A 16,042-nucleotide genomic window follows, 5' to 3' on the forward strand; every position below is an offset into this window, starting at 1 on the left:
GCCTGCTCTAACCCAGCGCCACCAGGTGGTGCGGTGCACCGGTGCAAACTGAGCCAACACCTGCTTTTCGCGGTACATCGTCTCAGGCACGCTATTCATAGAAGTATTCATCGTATTCTTTCAGAGTTGGTTGCAGTAGCTGCGCGCTCGGCCCTGATTCGGGCGCGAATGACTGCGCGGTATGCGTCCCAGAGCTGCACGCCAGCGGCGCAGCGCGCCTGCTTGCCAGCGGATCGGCCGGCGGCGCAGCAGGTAGGGCAGTTGAAGTGGTGGGCTATGTAGGCCTTGTCTTCTGGCAGGCCCACAGTGCTGGCGCTGGTCATCGCGGTTTCTCGATGCGCTTGAAGTCGATCACCCAGACCCAGGGATTCGCGGCCCAATCACCGCCGGTGGATTCCCAAAGCATGCGGAATGCCAGAGAAGGGTGGACCGCGAAATGGGAGCATTTGAAATAGTCAGCCGTGGTGCCAACGATGGACTGGTCCGGCCACGCCCCTTCTGCCTTGGCATCTTCCTCGCTGATGGACTGCAGGCGCTCCACGCGCACGCCGGCGACTTCCAGCCAGATGCGTGCTGCAGCTTTCGGCATGTGAATTGCAGGGCTCCAATGGCGATACTTGCCCTCTGGCGACTTCTCCCCATCCGGCCCGTGAGGGTCATTCAGATAGTCGGCCCGGTAGAACACGGGCGTTCCCTCCTGATACGGCCCCAGCGGAAAGTTGGCGTGCTGCCATGTCTCTCGCACATAGATACGGTCGCCGGGCTGGCCTACCGGTGAAAACTGCTGCACATATGCAAGGTCGTTGGGCTGCAGGCTTCCCTCGTCCAGAAAGTTCGACACTTCGCCAATGGCAGCAGCGGCGCGCATCTGCTTCATCATGTGTTCACTGAATGCGCGGCGCGTCTGGGTCTTCAGGCCGCTCAGGATGGTGCACACCAAGGGCGCCTTGAACATCAAGCCGGTTTCTTTCATTGGGTAACTCCCTAAATGCAGAACCCCGCTCAGTGGCGGGGCTCGGGGTGGTTGATAGGTTCGCGCCATCTGTCGCGCTTGTCGCCTCGATCGCGGGCTCGCTTGCTCATAGTTCGCGGTTCCTCAGGTCAATCACAGGTGCCACCTTGGCTTTGGCCGTTCTAATGCGCGCCTTCAGGCGGGCCTCTTCCTTTTTCAAGGACTCGACTCCATCCCTGAGGTCATTCAGGCTTTTTTGAACATGCTTGTGGTCTTCCCAGGCGCGCTGCAAGCGAGTGACCTCCTTTTGCAGAAAGTCGAATGGGTCGAATACCTGGTCGCAGGCGGCGCAGCGCACGGTGCGGCTGTGATCGTCCAGGGAGATCTTTTTGTGTTCGCAGAAGTTGTGCCAGTTCTTATAGGCTGTTAGCGTCTGCTCCGGCAGCTCAGTCCCTGGGAACTTCCTGATGTTGGAGTCAGGGGTGCTCATGCTTGGCCTTTCTGCGCCTGGGCTTGCTCTCGCACGGCCCGCCAATAACGGCGATTCGCTACATTCGCCTTCTTGACGAACTTCCATTGACGCGCCCACAGGCGCTTCCAGCGTTTCGGCGCTTGTCGCGGATCGCCATGAAAGTCAGTGAAGCAGCCTGCTATGTACGGGTCGTACAACATGCTTGCCAATGAACGCGCTCGGCGCTGTCGTTGAGTGGCAGTTGTTTTGCTCATCCTTGCTGCGCTCCTTCCTTGGCTGCTGACTGGGCTACCCGACGCGCCTCCTTGTTTGGATCGAGCTGCGCGCCGCGCTTGGCTTCCTCGAAAGCCTCCTTTGCGGTCTTCGATGCAGAGTCAGACCACCAGCCGTCATAGGCATACGATCCACAAGGGGCCGTCACCCGGATGTACCAGTTGTCCTTTCGGCTCTCGCGCTCGACTGTGATGGAGTGCTTCTTGAAAGTGCGTGTGTATTGCATTCACTCACCCCCTTGCGCTGCCTGGGCGGCGCGCTGCGCTGCTATCCGTGCGTGCATTCGCATGGCAGAGACTCCTGTATTGCGTTGATCCGAACGATCTTGTTTGCCTGGGCCCAGAACCGCTGATGCGGGATGTGCTCAGTCGCTGGGATGCCGGCGGCCTTCATCGCTGCGAATTTCGGCTCCATGTCTTCAAGGTAGACAGGCTGGCCGTCATCCCAGTGAATGGCGTGGCCTATCTCGTCCTCTGCCCACTTAGCCTTGAGCCAGATGTCTTGGCGGGTGCAATAGACGATGTACCAGTGCTGCCAGCCAGCCTTGAGACAGCCGATGCAGTTGCCGTGCTTGAAGACGCTGTAGGTGCAGGGTCGCGGGATGCCCAAGGCCTCGGTGCTCTCGTGCTGTCGCTTCATCCAGATCAGCGGGTAGTCCGTCTTCCAGCCCTGCGCGCCCATGATCCCGGCGCGGCGCTGGATGCGGTCTTGCTCGTTGGCATCGAAGCCGTAATAGATGGTGCTGTCATCCTGAGATGCGTTCGAGGCCAGCCACTCCATGAATGGCTCGGTCTTGAGCCGCGCGGTGCACAGCTCCTGCCCGTTGTTTACCTTGAAGGCTCCGGCCTCCACGCACACGTCGAACTGGTCTTGTGTGGCATTGCGCCGACTGGAGAACGTCAGCGGCGCGCCCAGGTGCTCGGCCACATCGCGCTTGAAGCGCTTGATGTCGGCATGCTCCACGCTGAAATGCATGTCGTGGTTCAGCAACACTAGATTCTTAGTGCTATAGCGTTGCGCAACCTCAAGCGCCACCAGGGCGGAGCTGTGGCCGCCTGAATAGCAGACGATGTGCTGCATCACTCCCCCTTTGCTGCCGCGATAGCGGCGTCAGGCACTTCTTCAAACGCAAACGGATTGGTCGATGTGATGCGCACGAGGATGTTGGGCAAACTGATCTCGCGCTGTATCTCGACAAATCCACCTGGTTGGACGCCGTTTGTCTCGAAGGCCTCCATGACTGCTTCATGCAGGTTTTCATGCGCCGTATCTGGATCATCTGCTACCCAGAAATGCAGCTTTCCCGCATCCCGCGCGTCTGCCTGCGCCTGGGGTGCAGCTTTCAGCGCGGCGATGATTGAGTTCGCTGTCAGAACTTTCAGCTCAGTGAATCGTTCGGAGTGGCCAAGCCTCGCATGCGAATACTTGATTCGATCCTCGACCTCTGAAATCAGAGCGCTCTTCTCCACCGCCTGCGCGGGAAGTCCGGTAGCAGTAGCCAGCAGGGCGCGCAATTGCTGCTCTGTGAATAGCTTGATTGGCTGAAACCCCTCTGACTCCACCATTGAATTCACATGTTGCGGCAGTAGTCGCCCGATGAATATTCGGCCTTCGACTAAATACCCCCATGGCTCAGGCAGCACCACTGTCGCGGCTGCTGCCGGGGTGGCGGCGAGCGCGGCGCGAAGTGCATCAGCTTCGACTTGGCAAACGGCGCGGCCCAGGTGTTGCTGCAATCCATCCATACATGCGAGCGCCTGCTTGGCTGCGCGAATCAGCTCATCAGGCACTGCCACGGCTGCGGGCGCTGCCTGTGCCCGGCCTTCGTCCAGGCCAGCATGCCATGCAGCTTGTTCTGCTGCGGCTAGCTCTTGGTGCTTTGCGCGCTCCGAAAGTCCTCGGATGGCAGCAACAGCGCATTCGATACCGTTCATGTTGCCCAGGCTCATGAACCCAGGCACAGCTTTTTCAAGCTCATCAACGCACGCACGCCATGCTTCAGTGTGCTCATCCATGTATGGGACACGAACTGGATAGACATCGTGATTTCCAGCGGGCAGCCCAGGTGAATACAGCTTGGCGTTGGTGATCTTCCCGCTCGCGTCAACATCGATATTGACGCAAGGCCAGATGTCAGCTTCTGGCTCCTGAATCTGGTGCAGGCACTGGCCGGCCTTGCCAGCCTCAAATGCGGCGCGGCCATATGCAAGCAGGTCTTCGCGGTCTTTGCCGACGAAGAAGTTCAGATTGCATGGCGCCATGAGCATCGACAGGTGCGTATCGTCGCCGGGGGTCATCTTGATAGGTTGCTTCATGAGGGTGGCTCCCAGAATGAGAAAAGCCCGCGGCGGCGGGCTGGGGTGTTGGTGGTCATGCGGGAAACAGCTCAAGCTGCCCAAGAGGTAGCGGCTCGGGTTGATTCAGCCAGGCAGAGAGAAAAATTCGGTAGAGGGGTGGCGGTATGCATGAGGCCATCCAGCCGCCACTGACGCTTTTGGAGCACTCGTTGATCTCAAAAATCCGCCAGCCTGCATCGATGCGAGCTCGTAACTCTTTGGCCCATGGGTTCATTTCTGGCTTGTACCCATCAGGAAGCGGGCAGCTCAGCTGAATAGTTCCGTCAGGCAGGTGGCGCAGCATCTCAGGCTTCGAGTGCATTCTGAGAGAGGTCTTCTCGAGCAGCTTGGCTAGCTTGGCATCCTGATCGCTGTCGATGTTGAGTCGCATAGGGCTCCAGAAAGCAAAAAGCCCGCTCAGTGGCGGGCAGGTGAAACGGTAGGATTGCGCCCCAGGAGGAGCGCATGAACGCAGATCAGGTAATAGAGGGGATCGGCAAAGCAGTTGCCGCGACTAATCCGGCGCAGGAGTACTGCCTGTTCTACTGGAATATTTGGCCGATGTGCATGGCCAAGACGGAGTGGATCTCCTTGGCGTCTGCCGTCGGCACAATCGGCGCTGTATGGGTAGCTCTTGTTCTTGCCTCCAGAGCAAATACAGAGCGCAGAAAAAGGGATGCTCATCTCCAGCGCATTCACGCGCTTTATGTTTTGCCCGTTCTGCAGAGCTTTCAGTCCGAACTCAAAGCTTCGGCAATGCTCACCTATTTCACTGTCGATAAATCGAGCACCGCCAAGGAGGCTCAAGAGTTCCTGCAGAGAGCCAGGGATTGGGCAGAACACTTCGAAAGACACTCTGCACTGGTGTCGCTCGCTCCAGAGTCGCTGCTGATGCTTCCCGAGGTCGTGGGATTCAGAATTTCGAGTGCCCTGGGTTCTTTGCACTCCCTTCGTGCCGAGATATTGCGTTTCGATCCACGGCAGTGGGCAACGCCAGACAAGGCGATTATTGAAAAGTCGGGGGAGTGGGCTGCAACCCAAGACAGTGCGAGCAACTACTTGACCGGAGCGTTGAGAATGTTGGAAAAGATAGCCGGCTCCAAGGCCATTTGCCCATCACCTCAGGAGCTGTACGACTTTGACGACGATGACTGATGCAAAAGCCTCCAGCAGCGGCACCAGAGGCTCTTCCTGACTAAAACTATTCAAGCGACAGTCTTCTTGATTTCTTGGAGCTGCACATCAAGCCAGCCCGTCTTGATAGCCAACTCCTTGCAAAGCTGAGCGGCTTCTTGAAGGGGTAGGGCTTGCTGCGCACTGCAGTGCGCTTGGCGGTGCGAAGCCATGCACCTTCATCAAAGGGCTCCGGCGGCTTGCCGCCCGCCTTCTGCGCCATCTGGCAGAGCCGTTCGTGCGCCTGCTTTGCCTCATCCAGCATTCCAGGCTTGATACCTGAGACGCGCCAGCCCTTGTGAACGGACACCGCATCCGCCTTGGCAGCCAGGCGGCGCAGGCGCTCGAGCTCCATTCCTTGGGCTCGCATGGCGGCCATGCGGGAATCGGTGATGGGGTCGCCGTTGTGATTCACGAAAGTCAGACTCATGGGAGTCTCCAAAGAAAAAGCCCGCGGTATGGCGGGCAGTGGATTGAAGAGTGAGCGGCTAGAACGGGCTTTCGCCCGGGGATGTGTCAGCTGGCGCGGCCTTCGGGCCGGTCGTGCTGGCGCTGGTAGCCAGCGAGGCAGGCAGGTCGCCCAGGCCGGTTCGACCTTCACCGCCTAGTGCTTCGATCAGATCGGGGATCAGGCGGGAGAGCTCGCCGGTGGCAATCGCCACATCGGTATCAAAGCCGCTGTCATCCTTGCTGTTGCCGTCCATGACCGCATCCAGCAGCGTGATGTTCTTGAGTTGCAGGCCTTCGGTCAGCACGAAGCTCACCCGGTCGTCCCAGGTCATGGCCAGCTTGGTGGGCAGCTTTCCGTGCTCGATGTGCTGCCGCACCTCATCAATATCCAGCGGGTGGCGGGCGTAGCGCACCACGGCCTTTGATTCGTCGCAGGCTTTCAGCTCTGTCTCGCGGTCGGCTGTGAAGCAGGCGGGCGGCTCCTGTGTCATCAGCCAATGCGCCATGGCGGCCTGTGGGCTGGTCTGTGTGTCCAGCAGTGCCAGGGCGAAGCCGGGCAGGCCTTCGACCAGCAGCGTCACCACCTCGTCGGCGCGGCCCTGGGCGCTGGTATCCAGCACCAGGGTGCGGGCCTGCGGGTCGATCCAGACCCACATGCTGCCTTGCTTGGTGAAGGCCATGGGCAGCAGGTCGAGCTTTGCTTCGTCCTTGAGCTCCTTCTTCTCCTTCTTGCCGGGCTTGCGGCCTTCGGCCTTTTCGATTTGCTCGGCCTTCTCGTTGACCTTGCGATTCAGCACACTGGCCGGCAGCACCTTGGCCTCTGTCATGAAGCGCATGACCCATTGACCGGCCACGGACTCAACCAGCGGGCCATGAGCCTCACCGCGCGGTGGCACCCAGCCCACGGAGCGCTCCTGCGTGGCGCCGCACTCCTCAAACACCGTCTTTTGCAGCGCATCTTCCAGCAGCTGCAGATCGCCCTGCCAGCTCTCGGCAATGCGATAAACAATCATGTTCTTGAACATCAGGACTCCAGAAAAGAGAAGGCCACCTCAGAGGTGGCGGATTGGACGGAGGCGAGCCACGTAATCACGGCAGCTCTTTAAGGCATTGCACGGTCTTGTCGTCCAGCCACTCGGCATGCATGCCTGGGCAGGCGAACTCGTCGCGCAGGCTCTGGGCGATGGTCTGGGGTTCATCCGCTTGAACATCCGGCACAGCAAGCCAGGCCAGACCCATGCAGAGGGCAACGATCAAGATCAGGGCTTCAAGTAGCTTTGTCATCGTTTCACTCCTTGGTGCTTATGCGGCAGGCGCGAGCCGCTATCAAAATTGATTTTTCAGACGGGCCATGCTTCGGGCGTGAGGGCCATCACCACGACCGCGCCGACCAGGCAGAAGAGGCCGAAGCCGGTAAGTGCCCATTGCAATGCCATCAGCAGCTTTGTCGTTGGGGTAGTGGTGGGTGTCGAATGCATGGAGTCTCCTGTGGTCGAAGAAAAAGCCCGCAAGCGATTGCCGCGGGCTTGAAGAAAGAGCCGGTGACCCTTTCGGGTCATGCCTGGGGAGAGGTCAGAAAGGGAGGGGGGGGAGATATCCCAGGCCCGGCGTAACAGGTAGATGGGGTCGAATTCTGCTTGACGCTTTTCAGGCAAACAATAGGAGTTCGGCTTACCTAAAACTGGTGGCGTGCCATCTGGTGTGACCACTCTCGCCACGCCGCGGATGCCGCGCCGTGCTCCTAACTGCCGGCAGCTCAGGCGAATTCCTGAGCTGCCGTACCTGCTCGAGTGGTCACGCCGGATGGCCCTCTGAAACCATGGCGCAAAAAAGCCACCTCCGAGGGTGGCTTTTAGAGGGGCTTAGCAAGACGAGCGATTAGCTGCCAAGCTGGATTTGAGCTTGACCTGATAGCTGTTGAGCAACAGGTTGCAGCAGCTGCATTGCACTTTTCGCCATTTGATATCCGTCGTGGTGGTCTTTGGCAGAGGCCATCGCATGGGTGGCTGCTGCCTGCGCAACTACCATCAATGACTTGCGGGGAACGGGTAGGCCATGGCGCCCACCCGCTTCAACACCAACTGTTTTGTTAATCAGCTTGTTGACATTCATATGAACGAACTTGGCATTGCTTGATTGGGCTGCCAGGCTGTGCACTTTGTCGTGCAGCGCTCGGTAGGTAGGAAGATATTCCTCTTCTGCTCCGCGCGGCTTTCGAGCTTCGCTGAACGCTGCGACCAAGTTGGCCTTGAGCTCCACCACATGGTCTGTGTTGCGTGACAGCGATAGCAAGAAATAGCTCTGATCCTCGTTCAGAAGCGCAAATCGCTCTGGCCGCCCTCCTGCTGAAGAGTTGGGTTTCTCCGTTTCAAACGTAAGAACCCCGAACCGTTTGAACTGCTCTGCATACCGATCAACCAGCTCAATTACGTTCTTGTGCTGGTTCTGGAGCTTGTCAGCAAGGATGCGTGAGTCAACTCGAAGCTCGCTTTCCACCTCCACGAGGTGTACAGAGTTGCTTTGCTTCTTAGCTTTCTTGATGGCCATAGGCGATACCTCCTAAGGTTGTGCCTATGCATCAGCGAATTTCATGCCATATCTAGAATAAAGCAGTTATAATCGCCGACACACTAAAAACTGATTGCTGTCCGCCAAGACAAGTGGCAATCAGGGGAAGTTACCTAACTTAGGGACCAGCTATCGCTGGTCCTTTTTGTTTTGGCAACTTCTAAGTTTGCCATCATGTTTGAATCCCCTGTCGTTTGACATGTAACAAACCGCAGCATCCTCATCAAGATGCTCTGATTTGCCCGATTTCACTTGGCCGGCGCTGCTTTCGCAGTCACGCCAGATAGCCCCCGCTACTTTCCCGGGGTGTTCATGATGGGCGCCTGTGGCCGGCGCAATTACCCTCTTGCAGTATTCCAGCCGGGCCTTGCAGGCCTGGTTTGTAAGAACCGGGGAGCCGACCCCCGGCACCATCACAGATGCAGCCGGAAATGCAGCCTTGCTTGTATTCCGCTGCTTTTCCCCGCTCACCGACCGCATGTGTGATGGCCCCGCTAAAGCCCTGCGGGGGAAGGCACATGCATGCCGCATGCAGGCGAATCGCTCACATTTTTGAAACTCCTTCAGTCCTTTACAAACTTCTCACCGCAGTACGGGCAGAACGTGGCCAGTATGGAAACCTTGCTGCGGATTGCCTTGTCCTTTCCAGTCTTGGTGAATCCCTTGGCCGTCAGGTCGACGCGCGCGGCAGGTCGCAAGCCGCCACCCTTGCCGAACACGATGGCGTAGCCGCCCATTTCGGCTTCGTGGCCGGTCGCGTCCGGGTGCTCCTGCTTGAATTTCTCCAGCACGCGCCTTTCGATGTCTTCTTTGCATTCGCACATGGCTTTCTCCTTGTAAAAACAGAAACAGCCTCCTGTTGGAAGCTGCTTTTGCTTTGCCCCTGATCTCGCTCAGGGGCTGGCGCTGCTTGCGCAGTCATATGCGTGTGGTGGCGTCATCTGGTGTAAGAGGGCGGGCGACTCCTCAAACCATCGGCCAACTTTGATCCCGTGCCGGCTTTCGTGCGGCTCTAACGCTGCTTCCGCAGTTGCTGGGCCGGGCTGTCCGGCCTATTTGTCTCGCATGCGTTCTCCTTCGCAGCGCGCGGCTGCTTGGTTGGGATGCTTTCGCTGGCATCGATTCAGCAGTGCTCTGGTCTCACGCGTTGCACTTCTTTCCGCGTGCAGTCCCCTCTCGGCGTGAACATGCAGGAGTGAACCCACATGCCCGGACTGCTTGCCCCGTGTACCGACTCGCTCGGCTTGGGGACGGGTTTAACCCGCGCTAGACGCTGTTGATCACTGCGCCCGGCCATTTCCTCGTTGGCTTTTTAAAGACCCGTGGCACGCGGCTCGATCGCTTGGCACCCATCGCTGCGGTTTGTTGCGGCGATGAGGTATCTTACCCTTGGGTAATAATTGATGCAATACCCATGGGTAATTTATTTTTCGAAGTGAGGTAATATTTCTTCATGACCACACACCACACAGACGAAAAAAAGCCCGCTGATGCGGGCGATGTCGAGGCACTTAAGAGGGCGGCCAAGGCGCTTCGCGAGTCTCCTAAGTTCCAGCTGAGGCTGGCGCTGAGTAAACTGGACTGCCTTCTATGGACGCTGGACGGCGCCCTTGCTACTGACCCAGAAGACCAGCGACACGCGGTACGCAGCGGGGTTTTTGCTGCGCTCACCTGGCTATCCGAGGCGGATGCAAGCCTATTCCCAGAAGATCAGCGCGACTATTGGATTCGGAGGGTACACACGCTTCATTTTGATAGCGTGTGCACCCAGTACGACACCTCTGACTGGGCTCTCTCCAGAGAGCGTGTCAATTCAGGTGGCGAGTCACTGGCCTTGGCCGACAAAGCGGCCGCCACGCCTAAGCCTGCTGAATGACAGAAGCTTCTGCCATGCTCGCTCTCAAACACGTGGATCGCCAGACCGCTCAGTTTTGACTTGAGGTTGCTGTATTCGTAGCGAACCTGCTCCTTATCCCCTGGTGAGAACTTTTGACGGCCGCTGCAGAGCGTCAGTAGTGCATTGATGTCTTCTGTCACACTGGCCAGGCGCTGCTCAATGAATTGCTTGTCGCTAGGAGTCATGGTCAGAGCTTTTTTTCGCATGCCGGGCCACCGGCAGCGGCAATCGCATCATTCATTTTCTTTGTGTTCTCAACCAAGCTCTTGATGTCTTTTGTGAAGGCATTCAACTCTTGCTTTTCTATGGTTACGTAGCCTTTATCTCCTGTAAGTCGAATTATTTTATTTTGAGCATTTGCAAACTTCAGTAGTCTCTGCTGGTCTTCGGTATCTACAATAAATGTCCAATGCTCATGGACCCAACGATTTTTGTTGTCACGTTTAACATCATTGAAATCGGCGGATTTTTCAAAAACGACCTCGCCATCAGCCATGAATGAGACTTTATTTAGAAAGAGCCACCCATTCCTCCCGTTGAAGCTTGGCTTCAAGACTGCATGCACAGCATCGCATTCCACGGCTGCGGCATACATGCTGACCATTGTTTTTAAGTCTGCGATCCCAAGAAATGACGTTGTGAGGGGGGTCAAGTAGTCAACTTTCTTGAATCCATCCCTGCGGCTTGAATAATTATCAGGACACCTACTTGTTTCTGCGCTAGAGTCAAAGCATGCGTAGTATTCAGTGATTCCACTGTCATCTGTTTTTCTGTCCGATTCCTTGAATGTTGAAAGAAACGCCTTCCTCCATTCTTCACTTGTAATTTTTTTGACCTCTTCAACTGGCGGAGTTGCGGGAAAATTTACTGGTTCTTTATTTTCGCTTTTAGAGCATCCAGCAACAGAAGCTGCAAATAAAGATGCCACAAGCAGAGATTTGATCATTACTTTTCTGTTTTCTTAAATCAGTGGCGATTGGATTCGTCGCGGCGGTTGATTGCTTCAAGCGCATCACGCATCGCCTGCGTGTCCTCGGACTGTTTGGAGAGTTGAAGGGCCCGGAAAAAGACGTAGGGGATTACGGCCAGGGCGATGGCTAGAGCTGCCGAAGCGGCTTCCTGAGGAGCGCTCTTTGCGCCCATGAATCCCAAAAGTAGAACAATGCCGCCCAGGATTGAGCCAATGATCGACATAACACCCATGAATTTCATAATCCCTCACTCCTTTTTTGTATCAATACTGCTCGCTACGCCATACGGTCAAAATTTTCCCAATCACATGGAAGTCGGGGTGCTTCGATGAAATGTCGTATGGCGGAAAATCGTCTTTGTTCTTCGAAATGATGCGCAGCACGAACCCTGGCTTATCAAAGTTGGGTACGCGCTGGATGATCTTGATGAACCCTTCATCTCCAATGCGGAAAAAGTAGATCCCCTCGTGATCTACATGATTCACTCCGCGATCCATGAGTAGTGGGTCGCCGGGGTTGAAGATGGGCTTCATTGAAGGCCCGAATCCGGTAACGATGCACAGATTGCCGACACTGGTGTAGGTCGGCACATTCAGGCGCAGCCAATCTTGGTCGACCCGCCAGCTCTTGATCACACCAGGCTGTTCTGCCTCAAGGATCAGCTTTCCACCATTGCCCATCGCGCCGCCTACGTCGTACTGGGTGATGATCAGGTCGCGCCCCTCCCCATTGGCGGCTGGCGCCTCATAGGGAGAGGATGCGGCTTCATGACCGAAGGGCGTGGCGCCCCCTCCCAAGAGGGCGAGTTCACCGATAAAAAAAGTAGGGAAAGCGCCCTGCAAGAGCACTGCGGTGTCTTCGCCTATCCGCTTGGAGCCATTCTTGTCGGCGGGGTAAAGCATTCGAGACACATAGCTCGCATCCTTGCCAATTTTCTGAGCAATGCTGGCAATGCCGCCACGGCCAAGAGAGTCAACAAGTCTCTGCAGCGCGTTACGCCGCTGTTCGTACATATCCATCCATAGATTCCAGCAAACGATTACCTGTAAGTAAATGACCCATGGGTATTGATTGATGCCTTACCTATGGGTAATATATGGGTATGGAAAAACTACTCGCCTACCTAAACAGCCTGCAAAAGGCTGATCGTCTGAGTCTTGCAACGCGATGCCAAACGTCTGAGGGCTACTTGCGCAAGGCAATCAGCAAGGGTCAGCGCCTTGGCGAGAGCCTTTGCATCAACTTGGACCGCGAATCTGGCGGCGCTATCCGTTGCGAGGACCTGCGCCCTGATGTTGACTGGGCATACCTGCGCACCGCCAGGGAGCTGGCGCAGCCGTCCAAGACCATCAAGGAGGGCTGCCCATGACTGAAAGGTATCGCTTCGGCGGCCCCATCCCTGAATCCGTCAAGCGCATGAAAGCGCGGCGCGAGTGGCGCGCATCTCGACTGTTCGCCACTTTGAAGCGTGGTCGCGCCAGGGATAGAGAGGCGGCTGCGTTGGCTGCCGCACCCTTTGCGCACACCAAGCCAGCCCAGGCCCGATGACAGGCGCTTTTCCTCATTTCTTGGCGTGCATTTATTTCCATGCAGCCAGTGTCTTTCCCCGCGGCCCAGCCCGCAACGTCCTTTTTCTGGAGAACCGGACATGAGCACACTTGATGCCCTGCGCCGTGGCGTAGACAACTATCCTGGCGGCCGCGAAGTGGTGGCCGTACGTATTGGCAAGACTGGCGAGGTTCTGCGCAAAGAGCTGTCCGGTGCGGCCTCTCACAAGCTGGGTGCGGTGGATGCGCTGACCATTGCCCGCATTGCCTGCGAAGAGGGCCGCCCCCACTGCTATGACTATGCAGCGATGGTGGCGCAAGAGTGCGGCGGCCGCTTTGAACTGGTCACAGACGCTCCGTCAGAGACCCCGAGCCCAGTTGCGAAGGTTTCCAAGCTGGTGGTGGAAACCTCCCACGTCACCAGTGCCGTGATTGACGCCATGCAGGACGGTGTGATTTCGGATAACGAACTGCGGGTGATTGAAAAGGAAGTTGCGGAGGCCCAAGAGGTGCTGCGCAAGCTTCTCCAGGCCGCCCGTGCTGTGAACGCCGCAGGAAAGCCAGCAGGCGAACGGGGAGAGTCATGATGAATGCCATCACCACCTCCACGGCTCTGACCATGAGCAGCCGCGACATTGCGGAACTGACGGGCAAGCGCCATGCCGACGTGATGCGCGACATCCGCAGCATGATGGACGCGTTGCAGCAAAACGCAGAATTGCGTTCTGTTTGTTTTTCAAGCACTTACGTGGGCGAGAACGAGCAGAGCTATCCCCAGTATGAGTTGGACAAGGACACCAGCCTGACTCTGCTTCTGGGATATGACCCGGTGGCGCGCATGAAGGTGGTCAAGCGCTGGCAGGAGCTGGAGGCCCAGCAGGCCCCCAAGCTGCCTCAGACCATGGCCCAGGCGCTGCGCTTGGCTGCAGAGCAGGCAGAGCAGATAGAAGCCCAGCAGGAGCAGCTGGCGCTGGCCGCACCGAAGGTGGCCTTTGTTGATCGCTACGTCGCAGCCACAAGCGGCGAGAAGGGCTTCCGCGAGGTCTGCAAGCTGCTTGGTGCCAATGAACATGAATTCAGCGAGTTCCTGGCGCGGGCCAAGATCATGTACCGCCTGGCCGGGAAGATGACACCCCATGCAGAGCATCTGACGGCAGGTCGGTTCAAGGTGAAGACCGGCACGGCGCCGCGCAATGAGCATGCTTATGCACAAGCCAAGTTCACAGCCAAGGGGGTGGAGTGGATCGCCGGCCTGTGGAGCCAGCACCAGGTGCGCCTGAAGCAGAGCAGCGAGGTGACGGCATGAGCATCAAAGTGATGAACGCTGTTTTCGAGCGCTATCCCAATGGCGGCGGAGAGATGCTCCTGGCGCTGGCGCTGGCCGACCATGCCAGCGATGACGGAACCCGGGTGTATCCGAGCATCAAGGCTCTGGCCGAGAAGACTCGCCAGTCTGAGCGCTCCGTCCAGTACCAGCTGCGCCGCATGCAGGAATCCGGCTGGCTGATCCTGGTCAATGCCGGCAACGGCGGGCGCAGCATGCACTCGGAATACCGCATTTCCCTCGACTGGATAAAGGGTGCAGAAATTGCACCGTTAGAAAAGGGTGCAACTGACGACGCAAAGGGTGCAAATGACAGCACTAAAGGGCGCAATCCAGAGCAGGAAAGGGTGCAACCGGTTGCACCCGCAAATAACCGTCATAGAACCATCAATGAACCATCAGGAATCGTTGGTTCTGACGAAAAAAACCAAACGGGCCGCGCAACTGCTTTGCCTGACGGCTTCGAGCCGAACGAAACCGCTGATCGACTGGCCGGTGAGCTGGGCCTGGTTGTGACTGCCGAGCTGGAGGCGTTTGAGGACCATCACATGGCCAACGGTTCCACCTTCAAGGACTGGCAAGCTGCATTTCGCACCTGGCTGCGCAACTCTGCCAAGTTCGCCCAGCGCCAGCTGACCCCCGGCCGCCCAGCGCTGGCCCGCCGCCCGCCAGCTCCAGAAGGTTTTTCAGCCCGCACCTACTCCGGAGGGAAACTGTGATGACCACCAGCCTTTCAAGTCTGGCCAGCATGCCGCGCGCCGAGCCCCGCCAGCAGGTCTGCGAGACCCATGGCGCCTTTGAGTCCATCAACTTCATCGGCCGCATCTGGTCGAAGTGCCCAGGCTGCGCCGCTGATGCTGCAGCCAAGGAAAAGGCGGAGCAGGATGCTCGGGAGCACCAGGCGCGCAAGGCCGCTTGGGAGCAGCGACTGGGAGAGTCCTGCATTCCCCCTCGCTTCACTGACCGCACGCTGAACAACTTTGTGGCCAGCACTCCGGAGCAGGAGCATGCACTTGCTTTCGCGACGGCTTACGCGGATGGCTTCGCGGAGGTGATCAAGACCGGCCGCAGCGCGCTGTTTGTGGGCAACGTGGGCACCGGCAAAACGCATTTGGCCGCCGGCATTGCGCTGCGCCTGATGCGCCGCGATGGTCGCCCTGTGCTTTTCACCACGGTGATGCGCGCGGTGCGCAGCGTCAAGGACACATGGAGCCGTGGCGCTGACAAGACCGAGGCCCAGGCCGTGGCCGCCCTGGTGTTCCCCGACCTGTTGATTCTGGATGAGGTGGGTGTGCAGTTCGGCAGCGAAGCCGAAAAGCTGATCCTGTTCGATGTGCTCAACGAGCGCTATGAGAAGCGCCGACCCACCCTGCTGCTGTCGAACTTTGGTGTCGACGAGGTTCGGGCCTACCTGGGTGACCGCATCTTTGATCGTCTGCGTGAAGACGGCGGGGAGGCCATTCCCTTCGACTGGGAAAGCCAGCGCGGAAAGGTTCAGGCATGAGCAAGGGCATGAAGTTGACAGGGCACGCCCTGAAGCTGGTTCCCAGGACCCCAGGCTCCAAGTATGGCAACAGGAAGATCACTGCAGCGGATGGCGGCAAGTTCGATAGCTTGGCCGAGCTCCACCGCTGGTCACACCTGCAGATGCTGCAGCGTGGCGGCCACATCAGCGATCTGCGCCGCCAGGTGGTGTTCGAGATGGTTCCATCGGTCAAGTTTGCTGGCGCTGCGCGCGCCCGGCCCGCCATTCGCTACATCGCTGACTTCGTGTACCTGGAGCAGGGCATTGAGGTGATCGAAGACGTGAAGGGCGTGGAGACCCCTGAATTCAAGATCAAGCGCCACTTGATGAAGGCTCTGCTGGGTCGGGAAGTGCGGGTGATCAAATGACCCAGGCACTCAACCCCGCATTCTTCGGCAAGGTCGTGCCGCTGGCTGGCCAGCGCAAGCCGCCCAGCACATCGCGCATCACGCGGTTGGTGTGGCCGACCTATGAGCGCCTGAGCGATGGCCGCTACCTGATCGAGCACTGGATGGAGAACCGATGCTGCAACCGGGTTCAGGTGGGCGGCAGCA

Annotated in this window: 25 protein-coding genes; 9 read left to right on the plus strand and 16 right to left on the minus strand. The window is 58.0% G+C overall.

Annotation, left to right across the window (positions count from 1 at the left end; genetic code table 11):
• Positions 1-319: 319 nt before the first annotated feature.
• The 6 genes from CSE6_RS24150 to CSE6_RS24175 all read right to left on the minus strand — a co-directional run bounded on the left by CSE6_RS24150 (position 320) and on the right by CSE6_RS24175 (position 4,424).
• The gene (locus tag CSE6_RS24150) at positions 320-973 is read right to left on the minus strand and encodes a hypothetical protein (protein ID WP_059441678.1); all 654 of its coding nucleotides are present in this window, start codon (positions 971-973) and stop codon (positions 320-322) included.
• A 106-nt stretch (positions 974-1,079) separates the two neighbouring features.
• A complete protein-coding gene (locus CSE6_RS24155; RefSeq protein ID WP_238585803.1) occupies positions 1,080-1,529 on the minus strand; it encodes a hypothetical protein in 450 nt (149 codons plus the stop codon).
• A 145-nt stretch (positions 1,530-1,674) separates the two neighbouring features.
• Positions 1,675-1,923, minus strand: a complete 249-nt coding sequence (locus tag CSE6_RS24160; RefSeq protein ID WP_059441681.1) for a hypothetical protein — start codon at positions 1,921-1,923, stop codon at positions 1,675-1,677.
• Positions 1,924-1,964: 41 nt separating this feature from the next.
• Positions 1,965-2,777 (minus strand): hypothetical protein, encoded by an 813-nt coding sequence (locus tag CSE6_RS24165; RefSeq protein ID WP_059441682.1) that lies wholly within the window; start codon positions 2,775-2,777, stop codon positions 1,965-1,967.
• Positions 2,777-4,012, minus strand: a complete 1,236-nt coding sequence (locus CSE6_RS24170; RefSeq protein ID WP_152668639.1) for a hypothetical protein — start codon at positions 4,010-4,012, stop codon at positions 2,777-2,779. Before CSE6_RS24170 ends, CSE6_RS24165 begins: the two co-directional genes overlap by 1 nt.
• Before the next feature lie 55 nt (positions 4,013-4,067).
• On the minus strand, positions 4,068-4,424 hold the full coding sequence (locus tag CSE6_RS24175; RefSeq protein ID WP_059441684.1) for a hypothetical protein: 357 nt from the start codon (positions 4,422-4,424) through the stop codon (positions 4,068-4,070).
• A gap of 74 nt (positions 4,425-4,498) precedes the next feature.
• Here CSE6_RS24175 and CSE6_RS24180 point away from each other — a divergent pair, with 74 nt between their 5' ends.
• Entirely contained in the window at positions 4,499-5,188 is a 690-nt protein-coding gene (locus CSE6_RS24180; RefSeq protein ID WP_059441685.1) for a hypothetical protein, read from the plus strand.
• A 46-nt stretch (positions 5,189-5,234) separates the two neighbouring features.
• On the opposite strand, the gene CSE6_RS24185 is transcribed toward CSE6_RS24180, so the two are convergent.
• The 10 genes from CSE6_RS24185 to CSE6_RS24225 all read right to left on the minus strand — a co-directional run bounded on the left by CSE6_RS24185 (position 5,235) and on the right by CSE6_RS24225 (position 12,111).
• On the minus strand, positions 5,235-5,636 hold the full coding sequence (locus CSE6_RS24185) for a hypothetical protein (protein ID WP_238585804.1): 402 nt from the start codon (positions 5,634-5,636) through the stop codon (positions 5,235-5,237).
• A gap of 58 nt (positions 5,637-5,694) precedes the next feature.
• Entirely contained in the window at positions 5,695-6,681 is a 987-nt protein-coding gene (locus tag CSE6_RS24190; RefSeq protein WP_059441686.1) for a recombination-associated protein RdgC, read from the minus strand.
• 64 nt (positions 6,682-6,745) lie between these two features.
• Positions 6,746-6,940, minus strand: coding sequence for a hypothetical protein (locus CSE6_RS24195; RefSeq protein WP_059441687.1), 195 nt, complete (start codon positions 6,938-6,940; stop codon positions 6,746-6,748).
• A 56-nt stretch (positions 6,941-6,996) separates the two neighbouring features.
• A complete protein-coding gene (locus CSE6_RS26275; RefSeq protein WP_193751171.1) occupies positions 6,997-7,134 on the minus strand; it encodes a hypothetical protein in 138 nt (45 codons plus the stop codon).
• A 400-nt stretch (positions 7,135-7,534) separates the two neighbouring features.
• Positions 7,535-8,203 (minus strand): Rha family transcriptional regulator, encoded by a 669-nt coding sequence (locus tag CSE6_RS24200; protein WP_083994810.1) that lies wholly within the window; start codon positions 8,201-8,203, stop codon positions 7,535-7,537.
• 584 nt (positions 8,204-8,787) lie between these two features.
• Positions 8,788-9,048 (minus strand): hypothetical protein, encoded by a 261-nt coding sequence (locus CSE6_RS24205; RefSeq protein WP_059441688.1) that lies wholly within the window; start codon positions 9,046-9,048, stop codon positions 8,788-8,790.
• 922 nt (positions 9,049-9,970) lie between these two features.
• Positions 9,971-10,306: a hypothetical protein gene (locus CSE6_RS24210; protein WP_152668640.1), complete on the minus strand. Its 336-nt coding sequence runs from the start codon at positions 10,304-10,306 to the stop codon at positions 9,971-9,973.
• 2 nt (positions 10,307-10,308) lie between these two features.
• Positions 10,309-11,067 (minus strand): hypothetical protein, encoded by a 759-nt coding sequence (locus tag CSE6_RS24215; RefSeq protein WP_152668641.1) that lies wholly within the window; start codon positions 11,065-11,067, stop codon positions 10,309-10,311.
• A gap of 20 nt (positions 11,068-11,087) precedes the next feature.
• Positions 11,088-11,333 carry a hypothetical protein gene (locus tag CSE6_RS24220; protein WP_059441691.1) on the minus strand — a complete coding sequence of 82 codons (246 nt, stop codon included), beginning with the start codon at positions 11,331-11,333 and terminating at the stop codon, positions 11,088-11,090.
• Between the two features lie 22 nt (positions 11,334-11,355).
• Positions 11,356-12,111, minus strand: coding sequence for a S24 family peptidase (locus CSE6_RS24225; RefSeq protein ID WP_059441692.1), 756 nt, complete (start codon positions 12,109-12,111; stop codon positions 11,356-11,358).
• Positions 12,112-12,194: 83 nt separating this feature from the next.
• Here CSE6_RS24225 and CSE6_RS24230 point away from each other — a divergent pair, with 83 nt between their 5' ends.
• The 8 genes from CSE6_RS24230 to CSE6_RS24265 form a co-directional block, all read left to right on the plus strand.
• Complete coding sequence (locus tag CSE6_RS24230; RefSeq protein ID WP_059441699.1) at positions 12,195-12,461, plus strand: YdaS family helix-turn-helix protein; 267 nt, start codon at positions 12,195-12,197, stop codon at positions 12,459-12,461.
• Positions 12,458-12,640, plus strand: coding sequence for a hypothetical protein (locus CSE6_RS24235; protein WP_152668642.1), 183 nt, complete (start codon positions 12,458-12,460; stop codon positions 12,638-12,640). The genes CSE6_RS24230 and CSE6_RS24235 overlap by 4 nt, the downstream gene beginning before the upstream one ends.
• Before the next feature lie 100 nt (positions 12,641-12,740).
• Positions 12,741-13,226 carry a phage regulatory CII family protein gene (locus tag CSE6_RS24240; protein ID WP_059441693.1) on the plus strand — a complete coding sequence of 162 codons (486 nt, stop codon included), beginning with the start codon at positions 12,741-12,743 and terminating at the stop codon, positions 13,224-13,226.
• Positions 13,223-13,945 (plus strand): phage antirepressor KilAC domain-containing protein, encoded by a 723-nt coding sequence (locus CSE6_RS24245; protein WP_238585805.1) that lies wholly within the window; start codon positions 13,223-13,225, stop codon positions 13,943-13,945. Before CSE6_RS24240 ends, CSE6_RS24245 begins: the two co-directional genes overlap by 4 nt.
• The gene (locus tag CSE6_RS24250; protein ID WP_059441695.1) at positions 13,942-14,682 is read left to right on the plus strand and encodes a helix-turn-helix domain-containing protein; all 741 of its coding nucleotides are present in this window, start codon (positions 13,942-13,944) and stop codon (positions 14,680-14,682) included. The genes CSE6_RS24245 and CSE6_RS24250 overlap by 4 nt, the downstream gene beginning before the upstream one ends.
• Complete coding sequence (locus CSE6_RS24255; RefSeq protein ID WP_152668643.1) at positions 14,682-15,467, plus strand: ATP-binding protein; 786 nt, start codon at positions 14,682-14,684, stop codon at positions 15,465-15,467. Before CSE6_RS24250 ends, CSE6_RS24255 begins: the two co-directional genes overlap by 1 nt.
• 8 nt (positions 15,468-15,475) lie before the next feature.
• Positions 15,476-15,856: a DUF1064 domain-containing protein gene (locus tag CSE6_RS24260; protein WP_059441701.1), complete on the plus strand. Its 381-nt coding sequence runs from the start codon at positions 15,476-15,478 to the stop codon at positions 15,854-15,856.
• The coding region (locus CSE6_RS24265; protein WP_059441696.1) for a hypothetical protein at positions 15,853-16,042 on the plus strand (190 nt) is incomplete at its 3' end. The genes CSE6_RS24260 and CSE6_RS24265, both read left to right, overlap by 4 nt.

It is taken from the genome of Comamonas sp. E6, assembly GCF_001010305.1.
Classification (GTDB): domain Bacteria; phylum Pseudomonadota; class Gammaproteobacteria; order Burkholderiales; family Burkholderiaceae_C; genus Comamonas; species Comamonas thiooxydans.